General features: G+C 44.6%; 20 protein-coding genes. 2 read left to right on the plus strand and 18 right to left on the minus strand.

What is annotated here, in order from left to right; genetic code table 11:
- From modB to surE, 12 genes are all read right to left on the minus strand, one after another.
- Positions 1 to 699 carry a molybdate ABC transporter permease subunit gene (modB, locus tag HQR03_RS02075; protein WP_173238960.1) on the minus strand — a complete coding sequence of 233 codons (699 nt, stop codon included), beginning with the start codon at positions 697 to 699 and terminating at the stop codon, positions 1 to 3.
- Positions 700 to 1,007: 308 nt separating this feature from the next.
- Positions 1,008 to 1,850 carry a molybdate ABC transporter substrate-binding protein gene (gene modA / locus HQR03_RS02080; RefSeq protein WP_173238961.1) on the minus strand — a complete coding sequence of 281 codons (843 nt, stop codon included), beginning with the start codon at positions 1,848 to 1,850 and terminating at the stop codon, positions 1,008 to 1,010.
- Between the two features lie 18 nt (positions 1,851 to 1,868).
- Positions 1,869 to 2,360 (minus strand): molybdenum cofactor biosynthesis protein MoaE, encoded by a 492-nt coding sequence (locus HQR03_RS02085; protein WP_025650562.1) that lies wholly within the window; start codon positions 2,358 to 2,360, stop codon positions 1,869 to 1,871.
- A 50-nt stretch (positions 2,361 to 2,410) separates the two neighbouring features.
- The gene (locus tag HQR03_RS02090; RefSeq protein WP_173238962.1) at positions 2,411 to 2,692 is read right to left on the minus strand and encodes a MoaD/ThiS family protein; all 282 of its coding nucleotides are present in this window, start codon (positions 2,690 to 2,692) and stop codon (positions 2,411 to 2,413) included.
- Positions 2,693 to 2,931: 239 nt separating this feature from the next.
- Complete coding sequence (gene moaC / locus HQR03_RS02095; RefSeq protein WP_025650565.1) at positions 2,932 to 3,438, minus strand: cyclic pyranopterin monophosphate synthase MoaC; 507 nt, start codon at positions 3,436 to 3,438, stop codon at positions 2,932 to 2,934.
- Between the two features lie 88 nt (positions 3,439 to 3,526).
- Positions 3,527 to 4,255 carry a molybdenum cofactor guanylyltransferase gene (gene mobA, locus HQR03_RS02100; protein ID WP_173238963.1) on the minus strand — a complete coding sequence of 243 codons (729 nt, stop codon included), beginning with the start codon at positions 4,253 to 4,255 and terminating at the stop codon, positions 3,527 to 3,529.
- Between the two features lie 6 nt (positions 4,256 to 4,261).
- On the minus strand, positions 4,262 to 4,792 hold the full coding sequence (gene moaB / locus HQR03_RS02105) for a molybdenum cofactor biosynthesis protein B (protein ID WP_025650567.1): 531 nt from the start codon (positions 4,790 to 4,792) through the stop codon (positions 4,262 to 4,264).
- A gap of 57 nt (positions 4,793 to 4,849) precedes the next feature.
- Positions 4,850 to 5,962: a GTP 3',8-cyclase MoaA gene (gene moaA, locus HQR03_RS02110; RefSeq protein WP_173238964.1), complete on the minus strand. Its 1,113-nt coding sequence runs from the start codon at positions 5,960 to 5,962 to the stop codon at positions 4,850 to 4,852.
- A gap of 122 nt (positions 5,963 to 6,084) precedes the next feature.
- Positions 6,085 to 7,380: a molybdopterin molybdotransferase MoeA gene (locus HQR03_RS02115; RefSeq protein WP_173238965.1), complete on the minus strand. Its 1,296-nt coding sequence runs from the start codon at positions 7,378 to 7,380 to the stop codon at positions 6,085 to 6,087.
- 720 nt (positions 7,381 to 8,100) lie between these two features.
- Positions 8,101 to 9,405 carry a lytic murein transglycosylase gene (locus HQR03_RS02120; protein WP_173238966.1) on the minus strand — a complete coding sequence of 435 codons (1,305 nt, stop codon included), beginning with the start codon at positions 9,403 to 9,405 and terminating at the stop codon, positions 8,101 to 8,103.
- A 97-nt stretch (positions 9,406 to 9,502) separates the two neighbouring features.
- Positions 9,503 to 10,309, minus strand: coding sequence for a LysM peptidoglycan-binding domain-containing M23 family metallopeptidase (locus HQR03_RS02125; protein WP_025650571.1), 807 nt, complete (start codon positions 10,307 to 10,309; stop codon positions 9,503 to 9,505).
- Between the two features lie 111 nt (positions 10,310 to 10,420).
- Positions 10,421 to 11,233, minus strand: coding sequence for a 5'/3'-nucleotidase SurE (surE, locus tag HQR03_RS02130; protein WP_173238967.1), 813 nt, complete (start codon positions 11,231 to 11,233; stop codon positions 10,421 to 10,423).
- Positions 11,234 to 11,926: 693 nt separating this feature from the next.
- Between surE and HQR03_RS02135 the strand changes: the two genes are divergently transcribed.
- Both HQR03_RS02135 and HQR03_RS02140 read left to right on the plus strand, forming a co-directional pair.
- Complete coding sequence (locus HQR03_RS02135; RefSeq protein ID WP_025650574.1) at positions 11,927 to 12,361, plus strand: MCR_0457 family protein; 435 nt, start codon at positions 11,927 to 11,929, stop codon at positions 12,359 to 12,361.
- Between the two features lie 558 nt (positions 12,362 to 12,919).
- Positions 12,920 to 14,086, plus strand: a complete 1,167-nt coding sequence (locus tag HQR03_RS02140; RefSeq protein ID WP_173238968.1) for a D-alanyl-D-alanine carboxypeptidase family protein — start codon at positions 12,920 to 12,922, stop codon at positions 14,084 to 14,086.
- Positions 14,087 to 14,278: 192 nt separating this feature from the next.
- On the opposite strand, the gene HQR03_RS02145 is transcribed toward HQR03_RS02140, so the two are convergent.
- The 6 genes from HQR03_RS02145 to ispG all read right to left on the minus strand — a co-directional run bounded on the left by HQR03_RS02145 (position 14,279) and on the right by ispG (position 23,081).
- Complete coding sequence (locus HQR03_RS02145; protein WP_173238969.1) at positions 14,279 to 16,237, minus strand: sensor histidine kinase; 1,959 nt, start codon at positions 16,235 to 16,237, stop codon at positions 14,279 to 14,281.
- Positions 16,238 to 16,405: 168 nt separating this feature from the next.
- Positions 16,406 to 17,827, minus strand: coding sequence for a ribosome biogenesis GTPase Der (gene der / locus HQR03_RS02150; RefSeq protein WP_025650578.1), 1,422 nt, complete (start codon positions 17,825 to 17,827; stop codon positions 16,406 to 16,408).
- Positions 17,828 to 18,349: 522 nt separating this feature from the next.
- Entirely contained in the window at positions 18,350 to 19,558 is a 1,209-nt protein-coding gene (gene bamB, locus HQR03_RS02155; RefSeq protein WP_173238970.1) for an outer membrane protein assembly factor BamB, read from the minus strand.
- A 186-nt stretch (positions 19,559 to 19,744) separates the two neighbouring features.
- Complete coding sequence (locus HQR03_RS02160) at positions 19,745 to 20,536, minus strand: YfgM family protein (protein ID WP_173238971.1); 792 nt, start codon at positions 20,534 to 20,536, stop codon at positions 19,745 to 19,747.
- A 49-nt stretch (positions 20,537 to 20,585) separates the two neighbouring features.
- Positions 20,586 to 21,875: a histidine--tRNA ligase gene (gene hisS, locus HQR03_RS02165; protein WP_173238972.1), complete on the minus strand. Its 1,290-nt coding sequence runs from the start codon at positions 21,873 to 21,875 to the stop codon at positions 20,586 to 20,588.
- Between the two features lie 90 nt (positions 21,876 to 21,965).
- Entirely contained in the window at positions 21,966 to 23,081 is a 1,116-nt protein-coding gene (gene ispG / locus HQR03_RS02170; RefSeq protein ID WP_025650582.1) for a flavodoxin-dependent (E)-4-hydroxy-3-methylbut-2-enyl-diphosphate synthase, read from the minus strand.
- Positions 23,082 to 23,108: the final 27 nt, after the last annotated feature.

Below are 23,108 nucleotides of genomic sequence, written 5' to 3' on the forward strand. Positions count from 1 at the left end.
TCAGCGTTGATTTAGCTTATTGACAGTGGCAATCAAGGCGACCATGATCACACCAATGATAATAAGAATGCCGGACATCATATGTGCAGCTTCATAATTCAGTGCCTCGACTTGCTCATAGATAGCAATCGAGACGACTTTGGTCTCACCGGAGATACTGCCACCTATCATCAATACCACGCCGAACTCGCCAATGGTATGGGCAAAGCTAATTAAGCTGCCAAGAATGATACCAACGCGCGCTTGTGGCAATGCCACTTTCATAAAGCGCCTCAGACGACTGGTTTCTAATAAATGTGCAACTTCAATGACGCTAGGTGGAATGCGCAAAAACTGAGCGTAGACAGGCTGAATATAAAAAGGCAATGAGTAAATAATAGAGCCGATGACAAGCCCTTCAAAGGTAAAAATGAATGGACTGATGTTATGCTCGGCAAGCCATCTACCGATACCAACGTTGGGGCTTAATAGCAGTAATAAATAAAAACCAATCACGGTAGGCGGTAATACCAACGGCAACGCGATAATGCCCATTAGTAAGACTTTAAAGCGACCAAGTACGCGGCCACGGCTGGGCTTGGCAAGCCAATAAGCAATAGGCGTGGCAAACAGTAATAAGCACAAGGTAGTCACACTAGCGAGCTTAATGCTCACCCACAATGGACTGAGCATGTCTGCCATAAGAGATTGGGCTATCATAACGTCATTGCTCTTTCTTGGTCGTTGCTAGCCGTTACTGATCGTAACAAGTAATATAGTCAAAATATCCTAAAAACGCGACGCTATTGCTGATATCAGTTTTTTGTATCCTCTGTCTGCGCAGGCACAGCAAGCAAGAAAAATTTCTATCAGCAGTGCGTGATGGTTCGATATTACTTTTCACTGACTATCTCATTCACAAAAATTAGAGTAGCAAGGAAAAAGAGTATAAGTACTACGCATTGTAGGCCAAGCAATTTTGACACAGCTAATCGTATTTTTGGGTTTGGTATAAGGATAATGCTTGGTTATTTAACCATTAAATAGCCCGCTTGCGAGAAATAGTGTTGTCCTGCTTTTGAGCGCAAATAATCTGTAAAATCTGTGGCAATGAGTGCATCACTAATGACGATTCCATCTTGCAAAATCGCTGGGTAAGAGGCTGGCGCTAACGTGATAAATTGTTCGGGTTTGGCTTTGATAGCGATGATTTGTGACTGTGCAACAAAGCCATAATCCACACTGCCCGTATGTGCGTATTGAAATGCTTGGCCGATATTTTCTGCTTGTATCAGGCGTTTTTGCTGATTTAAAGTGTTATATAGAGTTTGCGACTGTAGATAGGCTTGTGCCGATGCGCCATAAGGGGCAAGCTCAGGATTAGCGATGGCTATCTTACCATTAGCGTCTTTTATTAATAAGTCACTCACCGCTGCTGGCTCAAGACCATGCAATGACTTAGTGACGCTATATAGTGCCAATTGACCTTGCGTATAAGTAAATGGTGTATAACTCTCATTATTTTTATCGTTGTCTACGACTCTTTCAGCCGCCAGTTTGGCAGGGAATTCTTGATTGGCAGATAAGAATATATCGTAAGGTGCGCCTGCTTTTATTTGCGCGTATAACTTGCCTGACGAGGCATAAGTGACGTCGATATCCTGCGCCGTTAAGATTTTATCTGCTTTATAACCATCAACAATTTGAGGCAACACATCCGATAAATTGGCAGCAGCAGCAATACGTAGGGTTTGGGTTTGCTCAGGTGTCTGGCTAGCAGAATCCGTGTCAACCGTATTTTCTGCTGTGCAAGCGCTTAACGCTACTAGTAAAAACGCAGAGATAGGTGTCACCGCCATCAACTTAGCCATTACTAACCATCCTCGTTCTTAACCATTGTTACTAAGCCACTTGGAAACATCATTGTCGTAGTATTCTTGCTTCCAAACCGGAATATCTGCCTTAATTGTATCGAGTATCCAGCGGCAAGCATCAAAAGCGGGATAACGATGGGCAGAAACCACACCAACCCACACAGCGACATCGCCTATCTCTAAAGCACCGATACGATGAATGGCAATGGCATGAGTGATTTCAAAACGCTTTTTGGCTTCTTCGATAATTGCGCGACCTTGATTCAGCGCTAAGTCTTCATAACCATAATAGGTCAAGCGTTCAACACTAGTGGCATTATTATGATTACGCACTCTGCCTTCAAAGCAAACAAAAGCACCGCAGCTATCATCATCGAGGGTATTTTTTAGTCGACCTTCATCAATCGCTACGTCTAATAACGCAAAGCCATCACGCTCAGCGATTAGGTAGGCTTCATCGATACTACGCTTGATACTCATTGAGTGGCTGTGGACGTTATCTGTCATTTGATGTCTCTATTTGCTGTCTTTTTAATTAGGAAGCGATCTACTAAAATTTAACCACCCGCAACTGGGGTGATAAATACCACACTATCACCATCATAGATCTGGTCTGTCCATTTAGCAAAGTAATCATTTACCGCCACGCGTAGCTCTGCCTGCGGGCGACTAAAGCGATGCTTTTGACTGAGTTGTTCGTATAGCTCAGTCAATGAGGTCGACTGCTCAACGCTGACCGTTTCCTCTTGGCAATTGGCTTCGTCCGCTAAGCTGGCGAAATACAAGACGTTGATAGTCATCGTTGCTTCAGTGTTTGGTGCTACGTCAATATTACTCATAAAAACCTTCCATTCTGTGCAAACTATCGAGCTTTATAACTATAGTCAGTTAAAAGTAATATCGACACATCACGCACTGCTGATATCTATTTTTTTTGCTTGCTATGCCTGCGCAGACAGAGGCTTCAAAAAATTGATATCAGCAGTACCGTAGCGATTTTAGGATATTTTGACTATATATTACTGCTTATCTGGTAATGCTCATCGTTATAAAAAACTTCATTATTCTAAGTGTGATTTTAAGCATGACGATAGTCTGATTTTCCACCTGTTTTTGTCACCAAATGAATATTATCAATAACGATATCATGCGATAGCGCTTTGGTCATATCGTAGATGGTCAAACAAGCAATGCTAACGGCGGTTAAGGCTTCCATCTCGACCCCAGTTTTATGCGTGACTTTGACAGTGCCGCTGACGATAATGGCATTTAGGTCGTCATCATAAGCAAAGGCTAGACCAATCTTGTCTAGCGGCAATGGATGACACAGTGGAATCAAATCGTGGGTGCGCTTGGCGGCCATAATACCGGCGATATGCGCCGTCTGAGTAATGCTACCCTTTTTGGTCATACCATCAGCAGCTTTGATTTGCGCATAAATCTCGCTTGGGAAACGCACTTGTCCGACTGCATTGGCTTCTCGCGTCGTTGCCGTCTTGCCACTGACATCAACCATGGTAATATCGCCGTTGCCGTCTAGATGCGATAAGCTAGATTGTCTGCTTTCCTGATTATTGCTATTCATTGCTAATGTCTCTTGATAAGGTCTCTTGATAAGGTCTCTTGATAAAGTCTCTTGATAAAGTCTCTTGATAAAGTCTCTTGATAAAATTTTATAAATCGCTTAACACTGCGCAGGCACGTTGAAAATCTTCAGGGGTATTAAAGTTGGTCAGATGCTGCCAATTTTCTGTCAAAGGCACCGCTTGCGTAAGAGGCTTGATAAATGACATGACACGGCGTTGACCGCTATCAACATAAGCCTTCAGATCAGGCTCAACACTTAATTGATACAGCCCCAATAATGGATATAGATGGCTATCATCGGTTAGACAAACCACTTTTTTATCGGCCGCTTGACTAATCACTGGTTGTAATTTTTGCCACAAATCAGTTGCCGGTATTAAGCTATCGCAGCTAATAACGAGTAACCATGAGGAGCCGGATTTTTGGTTTGGCGTTGTATCAGTGAGCTTAGCTAATGTCTGCAGAGCTGATTCAATAGCAACCAAAGCCCCGCCATTATCGCTCTGTTTGTCATCTTTCATAGGAGTGTAATCAGTAATATGCATAATTGGAGATTGTATATTACTAACAGTTAAATCTAAATCAACCGTAAAACCGCGCTCATTGTCTGCAATCATAATCAGTATATTGAAATCAGCGGCATTTGAATCAGCCGCTGTTAGTTCAAGGGCATGACGCACATGATAGTCTAATAGCCGCTCACCTGTCGACAGAGTGAGCTCCGCTTTGGGCGTGCCCATACGCTTGGACGCACCACCCGCTAAGATGACTACGCCTGCCAAGCTATTTAGATGTGGTGCAGTATCAACCATCATTGAATATCAGTCATGGCTAGGATTTTGTGCCAAAAAGTGCGGCACAAAATTGCATGGACGAGTACGGCTATCGAACTGCTCTTTTAAGATATTTTCCCAGCCAGTACGACACGCGCCTGATGAGCCCGGTAAGCAAAATATACCGGTGCCATTTGCCATGCCAGCAACCGCTCGTGATTGTACCGTAGACATGCCAATTTCATCTTTTGAGATGAGACGAAACATTTCACCAAAGCCATCGATCGACTTATCAAACAGTACTTTTACCGCTTCTGGCATGCTATCTCTGATAAAAAATCCCGTACCGCCCGTCGTAATCACTGCATGAACCTTTGGATCTGCAATCCAACCACTGATCACCGCTCTTATCTGGTAGATATCATCAGAGATCAATTGACGGTCTGCTAAATGATGCCCTGCTTCGGTTAAGCTGTCTACCAAGTATTGTCCTGAGGTATCTTCTGCAAGTGTTCGACTGTCAGAGACGGTTAATACGGTAATATTAAGCGGTGTAAATGCTGTAGCGGGTTTGCTCATAGAGTTTCCTCGAGAAGGTGATGTTAATGTTTAAAAAAGCGTAACGTGCTTATTAATTTAACCGCCAATGATTGACAGGTTATGCATAATGCCGCTATTGGCATCATGCAAATGATGGTGCTCAGGTTTAATCGGCATAAAGCTATATAGATCATTGACTAAACCTTGCACATCGTTAGTCTGTAGATGCTGACGAATATCATAGTTGCCTTGATCGAATAAGCACAGATGCACTTTGCCTTGACTGCTCACCCGCAGGCGATTACAGGTATCACAGAAATGCGCCGCGTAAGGGGCAATCATACCAATGCGTCCCATATAATCAGGATGGCTGTACTCTACCGCTGGACCATCACTACTGCCGCGCTCATGTGGCTGCCAGCCATGCTCTAATAAATAATCGGTAATAATATCGGACTGGGCATGCTGAGCAAAAAACAGATCGCTATTGTCGCTGGTCTGCATGAATTCAATAAATCGATAAGTCACTCGCCTATCTTTGACGTAGTCGATGGCATCTATCAGATTTTCAAAGGCAGTTTCTGCCATCAACACACTATTAATTTTAAGCTTAATATCCGTGGTTTGCAGCAACGTATCCATGTCAGCAAGTAGTTGTGGCAAGCTATCAAAGCCTGTCATCTTGTGAAAAGTAGCGGCATCAAAGCTGTCCATGCTGATATTTAACTGGTCGAGCCCAGCTGCTTGCCAACTGGTTAAATGCTTACCCAGCTTATAACCATTACTGGTCATCGCCACCGTTTCAATGCCATCAGTTTGTTTGATGGTTTCAATAATCTCGACGACATCGCGACGGATAGAGGGCTCACCACCAGTGATTCTAACTTTTTTGGTGCCGACTTGAGCAAAGCCGCGTATCAGTGTGGCAATCTCAGGGACACTAAGCTCATCATCAGGGCGTTTGCCTTGATAGCCGTTCGGCAAACAGTATTCACAGCGAAAGTTACAGAAGTCGGTAATAGACAAACGCAGATAGGTAAGACGTCGAGCAAAACCATCAGTTAACGGTTGAGAGTGCTCAATATCTTGCTCGGTAGGTGCTGTTACAGACGGGGCTTGATAATTATCAAAAGCCGTAGCGGCTGTTAATGTAGACATACTAGGCGAATACAGTTGTGCATGGCCTATCTTAATGTTGTCATCACTCATATTTTCCTACCATCAGTAGTGCTTGTGGGCAGCATTACTTTATTATTCGTGTTTGGCCTACCATTGTATGATTTATTTTCAGTTTTTTTGTAGTCATCTTATAGAGATTTAGAAAACTTTCACTACGCATGTAGCCAAGGGAACGGCTGCACAATGACGCTATCACCTGATGCCACATTACCACTGTCTTTGTCCAAAACAACAAAGCAATTCGCTCGGCTAAGCTGTTTGATTCTATGTGATTGCTGACCTGAGAAGCACTCAACTTGATAACTGCCAGCGTCGTTTTGTGTGAGAACACCGCGCTGAAAGTCCTTACGACCAGCTGATTTTTTGATATCGTTTGTGAGCGTTGCTTTGACACTCAATTGCATGGGTCGCTCTGCTAAATCAGCGCCTGACATTTGCCACAATGCTGGTATCACAAACTGTAACGCCCCAACGACCGTCGATAATGGATTGCCCGGCAGACCAAAATATAACACGGGCTTAGCTATATCTTGGTTTAATTCACCAAACACAAACGGCTTACCCGGCTTCATCGCGACTTTATAGTGGTTAATTTGACCCAGCTGTTCAATCACGGTAGTCAAAAAATCATAATCACCAACCGAGACGCCAGCCGTTGATATCAGGACATCGCAGTCTTGCATCGCTTTATTGACAGCGGCAGTCGTCTGCTCTAGATTGTCAGGGATAATGCCGTAATCACGAATGGTCACTGGCAGATCAGCCAGCATGGTTTTGAGTGTAGGCGTATTAGAATTATATATTTGCGCCAAGCTTGTCAGCTCATTGCCAATAGCAACCAGCTCATCACCAGTTGCTAACAGGCCTACCGTCAATGGCTGAAACACCTTGATTTGGCTGACGCCCAAATTAGCCAATAAGCTAATATCAGCAGCATTAAGACGTTTACCTACCTTCAATACGGCCTCGCCCGATTCGATTTCTTCACCTTGTTTGCGAATATTGTTATCGATCTGAGCCGTTTGCGACAGCGTCACCGTGTAAGGTTTTGATTTATCGATTGTGTCTCTAATAGTGGCAAAGTTAGTATTCTCTTGCATGATGACCGTGTCACAGCTATCTGGAACGACGGCGCCAGTAAAGATACGTACACCTTGTCCCGCTGTTAACTCGCCAGTATAAGCACTGCCCGCTTGTGATTCGCCAATGATTTGAATGCTGCTGTCGTTTGATATATCGCTGCCATGAGCGATCGCATAACCATCCATCGCTGATAGATTCTGTCTTGGTATATCGAATGTTGCGGTGATATGTTGCGCCAGTATTTGATTACGACTGTCTAGCAGCTCACAGGTGTTGAGCACCCTTGTTGGCAATGGAAAGTCATTATTATTATAAGTATCTACGCGCAGCTTTATCGCTGTCTGTAACGCTTCCATCGTAATCATAGGGGAACACTCAGTTTGTCGGTTGTTATTAGTATTACATTATAGTGAGGCATTGCTAACAGTTTATCATCTGTAGCCCGTATTTTTTGCTATCAGCGTTAATTGCATCTCTTCTACTTGTTGTAGTCGATTTTATATATTTTCAATGCGAGTGTACTTAAGTTTTTGATAGCACCATACAAATAAGTTCATATAGCACCCTGCTCGTTAAACACTAACAGATAATCGATATTAGGGCATGTCCTCAATCTGAACGGAAGAGACTAAACAGGCTAAATACTACCAAATTGTATCAAATAGCTGGTCAATATCTCGATACTATAGTCAAGGAATTTTAGAATCGCTACAAGGCGACCGACCGCAGATAGTACACTGAGTACATCTAGGGCGGGCAACACCGTAGCGGTTTAAAAATGCTCTGACTATATCTGCGCTATTTTCCTTGTTTGACTGCAATTTACCTCATTTTTATCGCCATTTTTAAAATGATGACATGCCCGAATAGTGAGTACTTAATTTTAACTGCTTAATTTTCAATGCGAGCCTTTTAACTCAGTACCTTTTAAGTAAGCTGCTACCTGTAAATCAATGCCTTTAGATAGGGCATAAAAAAGCACCTTAATCTAGGTGCTTTTTTAGAGTCATCACTATAAAAAATTATGAACACAGTCGTCAAAAACGGTGGCGTTGATTATTACATAATAGCGCCAGCAACCAACTTCACCATGATGTCAATGAAGAAGCACTCCGCTGACTGATAAAACCATCTGGCGTTTGCCCGTTATCGGCTTGCCAACGCTGGAATGCTTTGCGCGTGTTGGTACCGATAATACCATCTGTGCCTTTGGTATCATAACCTGCACTGGTTAAGCGCTGCTGCAATCTGGTCACTTGAGAAGTCGATAATGGGTTTTCATAGCGCGGCCATGATTTTCGTAGACCACTTTGCCCAGCCAGTGCTTTACCCAGCAAGCTCACACCCAGCGCATAGCTCGATGAGTTGTTATAAACCTTGATCACATCAAAATTTGGGCTTAACAATAGCACTGGGCCATCTTTACCCGCTGGTAGCCATAGCTCCATTTGCGTATTGGCATCGAGATACACATCATCTATGGTATCAACGCCAAGCGCCGCCCATCTGGCTGCAGGTTGCTTGCTACCGACCACTGAATAATCAAATGAAGCCGGAACCGTTACTTCATAAAAAGGCGCCAGACCGCGAACCCAGCCTGAGTTGCTGAGATAATTGGCCGTAGAGGCTAAGGCATCGCCCGTTGACCATGGGTTGCGGTGACCATTACCATCACCATCGACACCATGCTCTAACCAAGTACCTGGGATGAACTGCGTTTGTCCCATGCCGCCAGCCCAAGAGCCTTCTAACTGTGACCACGACACATCACCACGCTGCAATAGCGTCGCTAATGATAGTAACTGCGTTTCGGCGAACTCTTGGCGACGACCGTCATAAGCAAGGCTAGAGAGCGCGCTTGGTAAATCGCTATTGCCAGTCACCACGCCGTATGACGACTCCATGCCCCAAATCGCGGCGATGGTTTCTGCACTTACCCCATACTGCGATTCTAATTGTGACAAAAATGCCCGTTGCTCAGCAAACTTGCGCTTACCCGTACTCACACGCCCATCTGATACCGCAGAATCAACATATTCCCACGGCATTTTTGAAAACTCTGGCTGTCCTGAGTCAAGCGAGATGACCTGCTGATTTAAGTAAGCAGAATCCATCAGACGTCGAATCGTTGAGGCATCATAGCCTGATGACAGCGCGCGCATGGAGAAGTCAGACTTCCAATCAGAAAAGCTGTTGTAACTTGGTTTTGCCACTGGCTGCGGCTTGACGACCGGTGCCGGTGTTGGCTTTACTTGAATGGTTTGGGTCTGGGTAATCTGTACATTACCTTGACGCACAGGCTTGCTGGGTTTTTGCATCGCCTGTTGACTGGTACAACCGACCATTACTAAGGCAGGGAAAAGGGCAATGTACTGTTTTTTTAACATCATAAAAACTCTCAAGTATGGATAAGTAACTTAGCGATTAGCGGCAACCATTGGCAGCCGTTCATCAAATTTAACGTCTAAGCATTTAAAATCAAAGCATTTAACGTCCAAGTACAGCCCGTGGATCGATAGGATTGCCATTCAAGCGAACTTGAAATTCTAGGCCGACTTGGTTGGTTTGACCACTGCTACCCATACTGGCAATACGTTGACCAAGTTGTACCTGCTCGCCTTCTTTGACCAGTAATTGACTATTGTGAGCGTAGGCGGTGATGTAATTATCGCTGTGGCGAATCATGATGAGGTTACCATACTCTGGTAGACCATTGCCCGAATACAATACAGTACCAGATTGGCTGGCAAGCACAGGATCACCTTCGTTACCAGCGAACCACATGCCCATGTTACCGGCTGCCGCATCAAAGTTGCGAACCACTTGGTTACGACTTGGATAATCATAGCCCGATGTCGCGTTGGCCGTTACTTCATATGCTGGCGTTGGCGTGCTGGTGACAGGAGGGGTATAAGTCGGCTGTGACGGAGCAGAAGTATTAGCACCATTATAAGTATTATAGCGATTGTTGCTAGCTGCCGTTACTGGCGCGCCTTCCCATAGCTTCAACCACTGACCGCTATAGATGGTATATTTACTATCCAAACCGTTCATCGCCCCAATTTGACGATAGCTCAAGCGATAGCGTTCAGCGATTTGACTGACCGTATCGCCACGCTGCACGCGATGATAGTTAGGAACGCCTTGCGCATTGGTAATAATCTTAGGTCCCACTTGGTTAGCTGATTGGTAAGTAGGCTTCGTCGCACAGCCTACTATCGTTAACGATGCTGCTGTCAACGTTCCTATCAATGCTACTGTTGCCAAGCGCGATCCAGCAATAAGCTTCTTCATACAAGATTTCCTATTCTTTATGTTACTCACAAACTCCTTGTGCTAATCACAAGCATTTTGCTAACTTTTATACCGTTTAGTATTTGGCAGCTAGGATTTGGCAGCACCAAATTATAGCATTAACGCCGACAACGTATTAAGGGTGTCAGCTGGCGTATGATGCAGGCGCACTGGAGATAGACTAATATAACCCGCTGCCACCGCTTGGTCATCCGTCATGTTCATGGCCGATGACTGAATATCTTCAGTTTCTAGTGACGATTCATGTTGCCGCTTACGTAGCGATAGCCAATAGGCATCTCTCCCGCGTGGATCTACCACATGATGTACAGGCCGTGCTATCTGACTATGTCCCAGACAGGTGATTTTTCGACCTTTAATATCATCAGCATCATTTACATCAGGGATATTAACGTTTAATACATGATAGGGCAAACTTTTGAATGCCTCTACTATAGATGTTTCGGTCAACAGTTTGACTATTTCATCGGCGGCCATTTGATAGCGGTGCGCTTGGTCTTGCTCGTCGCCTTTTATTCTCGCCCCTACCAGAGAAGTCGCAATCGCCGGTAAGCCAAAGAGTTGGGCGGTCAATGCCGCGCCAAAAGTACCCGAAAAAAATACATCTTGTCCCAAGTTGGCCCCTGAATTGATACCAGTAATCACGCAGTCAAAGCGCGTGTCTTGATACAGCTCGTGTAACGCCAAATAAACACAATCCGCAGGCGAACCATTGACCGCGATAAACCCCGACGGCAACTGCTGAGTATACAACGGCTGAGAGATGCTCAAGGCGCTACTGCAGCCGCTCTGCTCATTGTTAGGTGCGACCACCTTCACCTCACCAACCTTTGATAAAGCTTGCACCAGCGCTAACAATCCTGGCGCATGTACCCCATCATCATTACTAACTAAAAATTTCATTTGTGCTCAATATATTTAGGTTTGACCGTCTGTCTGCTTGTCTACTTTAGGGTGGTAAAATTGCTATAATTAGCCCAGTATTTGACTATTAATTGCTGAGCGCACCTCACCCCGATGCACCACTGGGAACGATTGTTATCACTCCGTTTTATGCTAACTGTGGTCATTATTAGATAGCACTTTAACCCTATAGTCGTGTCAGGTGCAACGATATTATGGGCGATTATACCTGAATCGCTAGCAGACACGAACCCACTCTTTGCGCAGAATTTGCCTGTTGCTTGACAGCATCCTTTATTTTTCACGGTAGTCAAACGGCAATATAGTCAGTCCCAAATAAAATGAGTATAAGTATTATAATGCGCCACTGGTATAAATTTTCCTTACTTGCTGTGTCTAAGCTGACAGAGGCGACGAAAAATTCATCCCAGTAGTACTATGTTTATTTTATAGTGGCTCGACTAGATGCAATTAAAACTGGTCGGTAACACGTTACAATAGACAACAACGTACAACAATATAAACTTATACTTTTATGCTGACGTAACTTATAGGTTGATGCTACTGATATGTTGCTGCAAAATGCCTTTGGCTCACAATATATCTACACATAAATCAATATTTTATGTGACTTTTGTTTTTTTACCCATTAACATATGACCATTAAATAAAGATAAGCGAGTGTAATACTGAATGAATAATCAATCGATATTATCTATAGCTTCTGTGATAGCAAAGACCGTCTCAAAAATCGGTTTTGCAGGACTGATAACGTCTGTTGCCATGCTGTCTCAAGCGACCAATGCTGCACCCAATCCAGCAACCACTATCCCATTGGATATGTCTGGCATGAATATCACCAAGCACGAGATTGCCGTGATGCAAGTATTGTCTGAGATTTGCCCGCCGATGCTAAATGGTAAACAGAAACAGCGTTTTTATAAGTCTTATACGGTACAGCTGCATGAATTGATGCCATCGTTAGAAGACCCAAAAGCGGCGATTCAATATCTATCAACACAGCAAGACTATCGCCAGATATTACAAGGCATCCGTAGCTGGACCATGGGCTTCTCTAAACAAGAAAATAAAGCCTTGTGCGAAGATTTGGCGAACGCTGAATATTAATGGATAATTAATAGATGCTTTCGTTGTATGACAAAAGTAGAACTTTTGCTAAGTCTAGAAATATTACTCTGTACAATCCTTTCTATTATTCACTTGGACATTAACAGCAATAAATAATGATAAAAAATATAGATATTGCTGCCTTTGCCTTATTGAGTTAAGCAAATAGAACGCTAGCGCGACGAGCTTTATAAGTGAGCTTATCGCGTCTAGAAAAAGCTTGCTGTCACCCCACTGCTCCATTGCAGTTGGTGCGGCAAGCTTTTTTGTGGCAAGTAAAAAAACATGCATAAATCTCAATATACCTAAAAGCCTTTTAAGTATTGCCTGCCTTTTTCAGTTGCGTCCTATTTTTTTTATTTATCGATTCCCCATCGGTTGGCATTTTGCTAAGATAAGGCGTTAATTTTATGTCCGTCGCTCAGGCCTCGTTTTCCTCACACATTGGCTCTTTTAAAACCTTATGTTTGAGACATAGGGTTTGAAATAACGTATGAGGTTTAGTACTAGCCATGATGCGATAGATACATTTGGTTCCATGATGCGGTGTAACAATCTATGACAGTAAAGCGTGTAAAAAAACAGCTGGTGCAGCTGGTCGTTGGTATGAGTATTTCTATAAGTGCGGTGATGGCGAGCGCTGCCATTCAGCCACCTGAGATGGAAAATACAGCCTATGTGCTAATGGACTACAATACTGGTGAAATATTGGCACAAAAAAATGCCAAACAAGCTCTCCCACCAGCGTCTTTGACGAAAATGATGACCAGTTACATCATTGAGCAGCGCTTAGGGTCAGGTGATCTTAAAGAAGACGAACAAGTATTGATGAGTCAAAATGCTTGGTGCCGTGGTAGTAGCAGTCAATCTTGTATGTATGTGCCAGTGAACCAAAAGGCCAGCGTTATTGATATGCTGCGCGGTATTATCATTCAATCAGGTAATGATGCCTCAAAAGCCATGGCGGAGCATATTGCTGGTAGCGAAGATTCATTTGCCATCCTAATGAATGAGCAAGCAGAAAAGCTGGGTATGGAGAATACCCACTTCGTCAACTCTACGGGTATGCCTGACGAAGGTCATGAAGCCTCGGCGTTGGATTTGGCCAAACTAGCCCGTGCTATTATCAAAAACAGCGGTGACTATTATGGTATTTATGCCGAAAAAGAGTTTACCTACAATGGTATTACCCAAGGTAACCGTAATGCCCTACTCGCCACTGACTCTACCGTTGATGGCCTAAAAACAGGTCATACTGATGCCGCTGGCTATTGCTTGGTTGCGTCAAGTAACCGTGAAGGCATGCGTCTAATCTCTGTCATCATGGGTACCGAAAGCCAGCAAGCGCGTGCCGATCAGTCACGTGAGCTACTCAACTGGGGCTTTGGCCACTTCACGACCGTAACCAAGGCACCGGCTGGCCAGTTCGTGAGCAAAATCCCTGTATGGTTCGGGGAAGCAGAGGAAGTAGAGCTGACTACAGGTGATAATCTGCAAATTCTAACCAGTAAAACGCAGAAGAACAAAATCACGACCGTAGTTGATATCCCTGAAAGCTTAGAAGCGCCTATCAAAAAAGGTCAAGAAGTTGGCAAAATGATGGCAGTCATCGATGGTAAGGCAGTCGCATCAGTGCCTATCATAGCGACCAATGATGTCGAGCAATCAGGCTTTATGAGTCGTATGTGGCAACATGCCGTACGCTGGGTACAAAACTTATTTTAAAGTAAGGCTATTTAGTCATCGCACAAATACTTTTTAAGAGCATGAGTGAATAAAAAAGACGCCTCCAATTTGGGCGTCTTTTTTTGTTTCTATACTGAGTTATAGCTATACTAATTGATACTTATATCTATTGCTTTTAAAGCAATTAAGCTCAAAGTGAATACTTTTGAAGTAAGCCACTTTTGAGATAAGCTATGCCCATATTAGCCAACTTTTCAGTAGATTACTTAAGGCTTTATCTTCATAAGCTGCGCTATAACAGTAATCGATACCAGCCGCTTTTAAGCCATGCTCAAAGCTGTCTAAGTATTGCGCTTGATGCGGCGCGTACCAGTAGACCAATAGCGCGCGGTTCTCACTCTCGTAGCTTTCAAACTGGCGAATACGCTTGGCGATAACTTCAGCGATGCCTGCGGACACATCTTCTGCAAACATCACCATATCGACTTTCTTCGTATGCAGTGCTTCGATCACAAGATGTTCATGCTGGTGACAGATGACTGTCGCCCCTAAACGCTCAAGCTCATCTACCAAAACTCCCGTTTCATGATCATAGTAGTAAACTACGTCCAATCCAGCCAATAGTTTTTGCTGACGAACGTGGGTTTTTTTGGGTAGAGGAATGGTGAGTATAAACTGCGTACCGACGCCTAGAGCGCTTTCAACTTCGATAGTTGCACTCATCAGCTGAGCGATTTGTTTGACCACCGGCAAGCCGATACCTGTCCCTTCGTACTGCCGAGTTTGTGAGGAATCTATCTGAAAAAATGGATTAAAAATATCATCGATATAATCGCTCTCGATACCAATCCCCGTATCTTTGATAGTAATTTGCCAGCGGTTACTATTGTCAAAATGGGTCAATTGCGAGCTGATACTCACTTGTCCCACTGGTGTAAACTTAATTGCATTGCTCAGGAGTATTGATAATATCTGTTTTATTTTGCTCGCATCGCCTTCGAGCGTATAGTCTATATGGTAAATATGACTGACTAACGCCAAGCCTTTTTGTTTAGCAGCACACTCAACATCCGCTAACAGATCAGCGATTAACTGTAAGGGGTTAAATTCACTAAAATGTAGGCTAAATTGACCCTTTTGTATTTGATTCAATTGAATGATTTGGTCAAGCGACAATACCAATTTTTCACTGCCATTACGGATGATATCAACCGCATCTTTTTGCTCATTATTTAAGCGCTCATCATCTAATAGATGCAAGCCGCCAACAATCGCATTCAATGATGTTTTTAATTCGTGAGTGATCATACTTTGAAAGTTATGCAACTGCACATCTAAAGACAAGTCCTTATGGTGTAGCTGCTGCTCAAAGACGGCAAGGGCTTCGTAGTCTTGTTTGGCCGCTTGTAGGCGATCAAACAAAGTTATAAAGGTCTGTTTGATTTGCACCAGTTCTTGAAACTCAAACTGCTGCGGGATCACTGGCAGCTGTTCAAGCTCTGGGTTCTTACTAACGATCTCACACACCTCGGTTAGCGCTGCGATGTCTTTGACAGGCCAGCTGAGCTTACGCAGAATGTATAGCGCCCAAATAATAGCGAGCATGGTAGTGATAAGCCATAACAACAGGTTGCTACGAAACCAATTGGCCCGCAACTTATCTACATCTAAAGTGATATTAATATAGCCAACCAAGGCACTATTATCGGTTAAGGCTTCAGGGGCTGCCAGCTCAAGCGTGTTGTCTGATAAAAGCGTGTTTGGTTGCTGAGTGGCGTTTATCGTTGCAGCACTATCGTCAACGATATCATCACTGATGACTGGATAATTAAAGCTGACCGTACTGGCAAACAAAGCGTTTTGCCAGTCATCGTTTGACTGATAGGCGGTGAACCTATCTATATCAGCAATAGGCTGCGGCGTTGAATAAAATAGGATGCTTTGGATATTTGGTTCTGCCGCCAACAGAATGCTGACTTGCTTGGCAACAGTGTCGGCACCATCTACTGTCGACGCACTGCTTGTCAGTAAGGCGGCCAATTGCTGAATATGACGATGCTTCTGTTGATAATGATGCACCAAACCGTAAATAAAAGACAATAAAATACCAGCCAATACAGCCAAAATGATGGCTTGCACGACCGAGCGCCAGATAAGCTTAGGAAGGGTTTGCAGCGGTTGGTTGTTCATGTCACTCAACTGAGTTAAGACGACTGTTTATTTATACTACAGGTATTTGTAAGATATGGTAAGAGCAACATGCACATACTGTGTTGCAGCCTTGTTATAACAAAGCTGCAGTGAGTCTATATTCATAAATAAACTTATAAACATTTAAAGGCAGGTAAAACCGTTGTTTTAACGCGGTTTTTTATCTTTTGTGGTGAACTTCTGCGTTCGATTACGCTCACGTTGACGTAACTGTTGCGCTTTTGCTTTGGTTGGCGTATCACTTTTATTAGCGTAAGGATTTTCGTTGAGCTTAAAGACCACATTAAGCGGCGTACCTTCGAGCTTAAACACCTGACGGAATTGGTTTTCTAGATAACGCTGATAGCTCTTAGGGAGCGAGCCAGTTTGGTTACCATGAATGACAATCACGGGTGGATTGTGGCCACCGATATGCGCATAGCGTAACTTGATACGGCGACCAGCGACCGTCGGTGGTGGATTGGCAGTCACGGCATCTTGTAAAATCTGAGTCAAACGGTTGGTCGACACTTCAAACATAGAGGACTGATAAGCACGCAGGATAGATGGATATAAATTACCCACGCCAGTGCCATGTAATGCTGAGATTAGATGCACTTTTACATACGGAATAAAATTAAAGCGGCGATCCATCTCAATTTTGATATAGTCTCTTTGATCTTGAGTCAGACCGTCCCACTTATTGATTGCTACGACTAAAGCACGACCGGCATCAAGGGCGTAACCAATCATATGCAAATCTTGATCGACGATTCCTTCATGAGCATCAATGACAATAACCGTGACGTTGGAGTCTTCAATGGCTTGCAAGGTTTTGATAACTGAAAATTTCTCTACTTTTTCATCGATTTTACCACGACGACGGACACCAGCCGTATCAATCAATACGTAGTCTTTGCCATCGCGCTTATAAGGGATATAAATACTGTCACGCGTGGTGCCAGGCATATCGAACACCACAACGCGGTCTTCACCCAATAGACGGTTCACCAAGGTGGATTTTCCCACGTTTGGACGACCGATAATGGCAAGCTTTAAACCTCTCGGCTCTACCACTGCATCTTGTTCAGGCATATCAGCAGTCAGAATTTCGAGCAAGTTACCGATACCGCGACCATGGCTGGCTGCCATCGGATACGGCTCGCCCAACCCTAAAGCATAAAATTCTGCAGGGGCAGAGTCATGGACACCATCGACTTTGTTGGCAACCACATAGACCGGCTTGCCAAGGGTGTGCAAGAACTTACCGATTTCGGCATCAGCGCCAATCATCCCAGCCCGTGCATCAACCACAAACACAATGATATCCGCTTCGTGAATGGCAGTATGCGACTGTTCAGACATGTAGTCATCGATGTTGCCGCTGCCATCATCCGCTTCACCAATACCGCCCGTATCGACGACGATAAAGGCTTTGCCTTCATATACCGCATCGCCGTATTGACGGTCACGAGTCAATCCTGACAAATCAGCAACCAGTGCCTGCCGACTTTTAGTGAACTGATTAAATAAGGTAGATTTACCGACGTTTGGACGACCAATTAAGGCGACCACAGGCTTGATACTCATGGGTTACTCTCAGTGAAGGGCACAATGACGGACAAGACAGTTACTCGCTTAATAATACGAGTAAACATGCTGTGCTTGAACGTAAACTAAAATGAATGATAAATATAAAACGATATAGTCAATCCTCTATAAATTAGATACGGTGTCAGTCTCGTTTAGTCTACTATTTGTAGTACTTTCACTCGCCTTCCTTGTCTCTAAATTATATTAAACCGACTATAGCAATAAAAAGGTATTATTTACTATTTTGCAATAAATAGATGGTATGCCTAGAGACAGCATTATTTATGAATACTGTCTCCAGATACCATACATAGGCATTACCTACCGCTATTATATAGAGATAATGCCGACAGCGCATCGGTCGCATAGAGTACGCGAAACCCTGTCGTTAAACAAGCCATTTACACAAGGCATGAAACGCTGACAAAGCAGCGTTTATATCTCTTAGCATCGACATTAAACAGTACGATTAGTCATAGGCTTAAAAAAACCATTGATAAAGCGCCTGTTCATCAAGTCTTAGCGAGCTAATTGCCAGATAGCAACTTGGCCTGAGGTACTTTGGGTCAGCAAGCGGCTACCTTGAGCTTGCAAGTTGGTAAGCGCGCCTTTGGTCTCTACACGGCTGACGATTTTTCCGCTAGCAGGGTCAAATAAATGCACAACCCCATCATAATCACCCACTGCAATATAGTTCCCAATCATGACAGGGTTGGTTAAGTGGCGATAAGCCAGCTCTTCACTTTCCCATAGCATCTCACCATTGCTACGATCATAAGCGACTACTTTTCCGTCTAAGCTGGTGGCAATGACTTGCTGATTGTTTACCGCTAGCGCTTTTAGGCTGGCAAGATCATTGACAAACATCACTTGACGTGACGCCAAGTCAATCCCTAGTAGTTGCCCACTATAGCTGATAGCAAACAGCTGATTATTATTGACGACAGGCTTGCCGTCAACATCGCTCATACGCTCAACTTCACTACTGCCCGCGCCCACGCCCACACGTCTTGACCACTGCGGTAGACCGCTATCGGTGGTCACTGCATGCAAACGTCCATCAGCCGTTGCCAATAATGCTGTTTTTTCATCTAACAACGTCGGTGCCGCACTACCGCGCACACTGATAGCAGGTACTTGAGTGGCGAACTGCCATACCGACTGACCAGTCTGTAGTGATAAGCCGTGCAAGAAGCCATCATTGGCCGACAAAATCACCCGATTATTACTAATAAGCGCTGGTGACAGTACCGAACCTGATAACTGTTGCTGCCAGCGTTTTGCGCCAGTCGCACTATCAAAAGCCATGACTCGCCCGCTACGTGTACTGACAATCGCAGTTTGGCTCAAGGCATCTATTGCCACGCCGCCTGTGATTTGATCACCGACATTGAGCGACCATGACTCTTGACCAGCGCTATTAAAGCCGGTCAAATCACCACCGCGTGATGCCGTTACTATTTGACCATTGGCATATCCGACCTGTAAATCTAATGGGTCTTTTTTGCTGGCTTTTCTGTTACCGACATCAGTGCTAAATACAGGCTGTAGCACGCTAATAGGCTGAGCAATTTGCACCAGTTTTACAGGATCGTTAACGACAGGTTTGATACCGCGATTACAGCCAACGACAGCCGTTGCCAGTGCTGCGATGACAGCCACGTGCATGACAGTCGTCTTGATGGTCTTAGCCTTTAACGTGTTGCTAGAGCGAATAGATTGAGTCATGATAGGTTCTCACTACAAATAAATTAATCATTAATAAATTAGCCATCAGTAAATAGGCAATTGAGCAGTAATAAAAAAGTTCGGTACATTCCCGCTACATTGGCACCGACTGTTAATACTGCTCTGCTGACTTACTGCGCTACTTAGTTTGTAGAACGGTTTGAGTTAAGATATAAATCATTAAAACTAAGAGGGTTGCTCGGCGGTAGCGGTATTTTCCTCAATGACTAATGGCTGCTCAGCAGTAGTAGGCTCTTGCAGCAGGCCAGCTTGCGGCTCAATAGGCTCAGGCACGATACCCAAACTTTCCATCTTTAAAGCCAATACCGCACGCGTTTCTTGACGACTACGTAACAATTCCCAAGCATTGTTGTAAGACTTAATCGCTGAGTCTTTATTGTCTTGCACCAGATAAATATCACCCAGCAGCTCTTGCTGACTGGCTTCAAAGGAGCTTGGCATATCGTTATTGGCTTCGGCTAAGGCTGCATCTGCATCACCAGCCGCCAATAGCGTCTTAGCATAACGCAGACGCGTAATCGCAGTCAGACCCGCATCACCCAAATCGATTGCCAGCGCTTTTTCTAGCGTCTCACTTGCGCCTGTAAAGTCATCACCATCAACCTGTTGACGCGCTTTAATCATCAGCGCTTGCCACGCATAGACGGAGTCACCATGCGTGCTGACCAAATCATCAATGTCTTTATTAAGCTGCGTACGGCTGTCTGATAGTGCTGCTTTTGCCTCTGCTTCTAAATCTGGATTTTGTGACGCCAGACTGACTTCTTCATTCAATCGCTGGATGTCCGCATAGTGATCGGCAGCAACCGTATCCACACGGGCATGATTGTCCTGCCAATATGTCCAGCCAAAATAAGCGGCCAGTGCCAACAAAATCGCAGTGACAATATAGCTGCCGTATTGCTTTAACGCTTGCATTGAGTTGTCTGCATTCGGCGAATTGGGTGTCAGAGCCATAGGTAGTTACCTGATAAAATTGTTATTAAGTTGCTGATGCTAAAGCGGTTCAGTGACGAGAAAAGTGCTCTTTACTCGATAGCCAATCCTGCGCGACCGTCTGTTGCTCACCTGTCTGCATGTCTTTGATGCTAATAGTCTGATCATCCAGCTCTTGCTGCGCAATAATAACCGTCAACGCAGCGCCCGATTTGTCCGCTTTTTTCATTTGCGCCTTTAGACTCGTCGCACTTGCCATTTTTACCCGCACATCTGGACGGCTATAACGCAAACGTTGTGCATAGCCAATACCCGCACCATAAACATCGGGATGAGCCACGACAAAAACATCACAAGCTGGCACATCAGCAATCGGAGCGACAGCTTCCATGAGTAACAATAAACGCTCAAGTCCCATGGCAAAACCAACCGCAGGCTCAGACTTCACCGGCTTGCTACTATCGCTACCGATTGATTTTAGCTGTCCAATCAAACCATCGTAGCGCCCACCGGCACAAACGGTCGCTTGGCTACCAAGCTTGTCAGTGACCCACTCAAAGACGGTTTTGTTATAGTAATCAAGACCGCGTACTAGATGCGGGTTAATCTCAAAACTGATGCCAAGGTCGGTCAAATAAGCTTGTACTTGTTCAAAATGCGCGACACTCTCTGCACCTAAAAAGTCAGCCAGCTTTGGTGCATCTGCCAATACTGCTTGGGTACTCGCCTCTTTACTGTCTAAAATACGCAGCGGATTGGTCGTCAAGCGGCGTTTGCTATCATCGTCTAGCTGCTCTTGTTTGTCCGTTAAATAAGTAACCAGCGCCTCACGATAAGCATGGCGCTCATCCAGCTCGCCCAAGCTATTTAACTGCAAATGCATCTCATCTTTTAGACCCAGCTCTTGCCACATCAGATGCGTCATAGCAATTAATTCAGCGTCGGCATCCGCTAGCGCACTGCCAAAGCTCTCGACACCCAATTGATGAAACTGGCGGTAGCGACCTTTTTGTGGACGCTCATAGCGGAACATCGGGCCGATATACCAAAGCTTAGGCGTATCACCACGCAGCAAATTGTGCTCAATCACTGCACGTACCGCCCCAGCTGTACCTTCAGGACGCAATGCTAAGGGCGTTGGTGGCTCGGACTTATCGGTAAAGCTATACATCTCTTTTTCGACGATGTCGGTTGCCCCGCCGATAGCACGGGCAAATAAGTCGGTTTGTTCTACGATAGGCAGGCGAATGTGTTCATAACCGTATCTACCCAATACATCAGCCAATATCGACTCTAAGTGCAGCCATTTTGCGGATTGGTCAGGCAAAATATCATTAAACCCTTTAATAGCTTTAATCATGGTACGGTCGTATCCTTAAAAATTTTAACAAGTATTCTATTATTGTTGTCATGCTTTAACGAACGCTACTGGAATCTGAATTATCCCAGCTTATTTTACTCGAATAATTTCATTCTCACGTTTTTTGGCCAATTCTTCTGCGTGCGCGCGAACCATACCTTCTATCTCATCGACCAAATTTTCGGTATCAATCAGATGGCTTTTCTCACCCATACGGTACACCAAAGATTTTGGTGCAGCACCGACAATACCAATATCTGCTTCTTTCGCTTCACCCGGACCATTTACCTTACAGCCAATCACGGACAGGTTCATTGGCTCACGGATGTCTTCTAAACGCGACTCAAGCGCAGTCATCACTCTAATCACATCAAACTCTTGACGCGAGCAGCTTGGACAAGCAATAAAGTTCACGCCGTTAGATCGAATATTAAGCGATTTTAAAATATCAAAACCAATTTTAATCTCTTCTTCTGGCTCTGCTGCCAAGGAGATACGAATAGTATCACCAATACCATCTAGCAATAAGCCACCAAGAGCAATGGCTGACTTGACCGCGCCTGTGCGATAGACACCCGCTTCGGTCACGCCTAAATGCAGTGGATTGTCAATTTGAGCAGAGATAAGACGATAGGCATCCAAGGTCAAAAACACATTGCTGGCTTTGACCGAGACTTTGTATTGATCAAAGTTCAGACGCTCCAAAATATCGATATGACGCATCGCTGACTCCAGCATTGCCTCGCCAGTTGGCTCGGTATACTTACGCTGAATGTCTTTTTCTAGGGAGCCTGCATTGACGCCAATACGAATCGGAATATTGTAATGCTTGGCACAAGCGACGACTTCACGTACTTTGGCGTCGCTACCGATATTACCCGGGTTAATACGTAGACAATCCGCACCCGCTTCGGCAACCGCTAGCGCAATCTTATGATCAAAATGTACATCGGCGATCAATGGGACGCTGACCAGCTTGCGAATCTCACCAAAGGCTTTGACCGTATCCATCGTGGGTGTCGATACGCGCATCAGATCCGCGCCCGCTTCGACGCAGCGCTCAATTTGCGCCACGGTCGCTGCCACATCACAGGTGTCGGTGTTGGTCATGCTTTGCACACTAATCGGTGCATCGCCACCAATCGCAACATCACCAACATAGATTTTTTTGGTCAGACGACGGTTAATAGGCGATGGCATTGACATACATAAATCCTTTAATCAGAACTGAAA

This window comes from Psychrobacter okhotskensis, from assembly GCF_013248965.1.
Lineage (GTDB): Bacteria > Pseudomonadota > Gammaproteobacteria > Pseudomonadales > Moraxellaceae > Psychrobacter > Psychrobacter okhotskensis.

Bases quoted from the DNA above. Each gene is read 5' to 3' on its own strand.
- modB (WP_173238960.1), bottom strand. From the start codon at position 699: ATGATAGCCCAATCTCTTATGGCAGACATGCTCAGTCCATTGTGGGTG.
- modA (WP_173238961.1), bottom strand. From the start codon at position 1,850: ATGGCTAAGTTGATGGCGGTGACACCTATCTCTGCGTTTTTACTAGTA.
- HQR03_RS02085 (WP_025650562.1), bottom strand. From the start codon at position 2,360: ATGACAGATAACGTCCACAGCCACTCAATGAGTATCAAGCGTAGTATC.
- HQR03_RS02090 (WP_173238962.1), bottom strand. From the start codon at position 2,692: ATGAGTAATATTGACGTAGCACCAAACACTGAAGCAACGATGACTATC.
- moaC (WP_025650565.1), bottom strand. From the start codon at position 3,438: ATGAATAGCAATAATCAGGAAAGCAGACAATCTAGCTTATCGCATCTA.
- mobA (WP_173238963.1), bottom strand. From the start codon at position 4,255: ATGATGGTTGATACTGCACCACATCTAAATAGCTTGGCAGGCGTAGTC.
- moaB (WP_025650567.1), bottom strand. From the start codon at position 4,792: ATGAGCAAACCCGCTACAGCATTTACACCGCTTAATATTACCGTATTA.
- moaA (WP_173238964.1), bottom strand. From the start codon at position 5,962: ATGAGTGATGACAACATTAAGATAGGCCATGCACAACTGTATTCGCCT.
- HQR03_RS02115 (WP_173238965.1), bottom strand. From the start codon at position 7,380: ATGATTACGATGGAAGCGTTACAGACAGCGATAAAGCTGCGCGTAGAT.
- HQR03_RS02120 (WP_173238966.1), bottom strand. From the start codon at position 9,405: ATGATGTTAAAAAAACAGTACATTGCCCTTTTCCCTGCCTTAGTAATG.
- HQR03_RS02125 (WP_025650571.1), bottom strand. From the start codon at position 10,309: ATGAAGAAGCTTATTGCTGGATCGCGCTTGGCAACAGTAGCATTGATA.
- surE (WP_173238967.1), bottom strand. From the start codon at position 11,233: ATGAAATTTTTAGTTAGTAATGATGATGGGGTACATGCGCCAGGATTG.
- HQR03_RS02135 (WP_025650574.1), top strand. From the start codon at position 11,927: ATGAATAATCAATCGATATTATCTATAGCTTCTGTGATAGCAAAGACC.
- HQR03_RS02140 (WP_173238968.1), top strand. From the start codon at position 12,920: ATGACAGTAAAGCGTGTAAAAAAACAGCTGGTGCAGCTGGTCGTTGGT.
- HQR03_RS02145 (WP_173238969.1), bottom strand. From the start codon at position 16,237: ATGAACAACCAACCGCTGCAAACCCTTCCTAAGCTTATCTGGCGCTCG.
- der (WP_025650578.1), bottom strand. From the start codon at position 17,827: ATGAGTATCAAGCCTGTGGTCGCCTTAATTGGTCGTCCAAACGTCGGT.
- bamB (WP_173238970.1), bottom strand. From the start codon at position 19,558: ATGACTCAATCTATTCGCTCTAGCAACACGTTAAAGGCTAAGACCATC.
- HQR03_RS02160 (WP_173238971.1), bottom strand. From the start codon at position 20,536: ATGGCTCTGACACCCAATTCGCCGAATGCAGACAACTCAATGCAAGCG.
- hisS (WP_173238972.1), bottom strand. From the start codon at position 21,875: ATGATTAAAGCTATTAAAGGGTTTAATGATATTTTGCCTGACCAATCC.
- ispG (WP_025650582.1), bottom strand. From the start codon at position 23,081: ATGTCAATGCCATCGCCTATTAACCGTCGTCTGACCAAAAAAATCTAT.